This window comes from Massilia sp. CT11-108 (assembly GCF_047302915.1).
In the GTDB taxonomy this organism is placed as follows: domain Bacteria; phylum Pseudomonadota; class Gammaproteobacteria; order Burkholderiales; family Burkholderiaceae_D; genus Telluria; species Telluria orientalis.
Genome location: NZ_JBKYMO010001696.1, coordinates 1 through 244, shown reverse-complemented (window position 1 = coordinate 244; position 244 = coordinate 1). Strand labels below are relative to the sequence as shown.

Below are 244 nucleotides of genomic sequence, written 5' to 3'. Positions count from 1 at the left end.
CCGCCCAGCAGCACGGCGCCGGATCCGGACAGCGTGCGCACTTCGGCGCCGTTGTTTGTCGCGGCAATGTCGAACACGCCGTTGTCGGCTACGCCGCTGGACAGAGCGATGCTGCCCGAACCGGACAGCGCCAGCGCGCCGCCCTGATCGATCGAGGTGGCACCTGAATAGGTATTGGTACCGCTCAGGGTTTCGATGCCGCCCGCGATTGTCAGACCGCCCGAACCGTGGATACTGCCCGCAA

The 244-nt window shown here is 66.4% G+C and carries 1 protein-coding gene; it reads right to left on the bottom strand.

The annotated features are described in order from the left end of the window. Positions 1–244: hypothetical protein (locus tag ACEN88_RS36075; RefSeq protein ID WP_413347179.1), on the bottom strand; the 244-nt coding region annotated here is incomplete at both ends.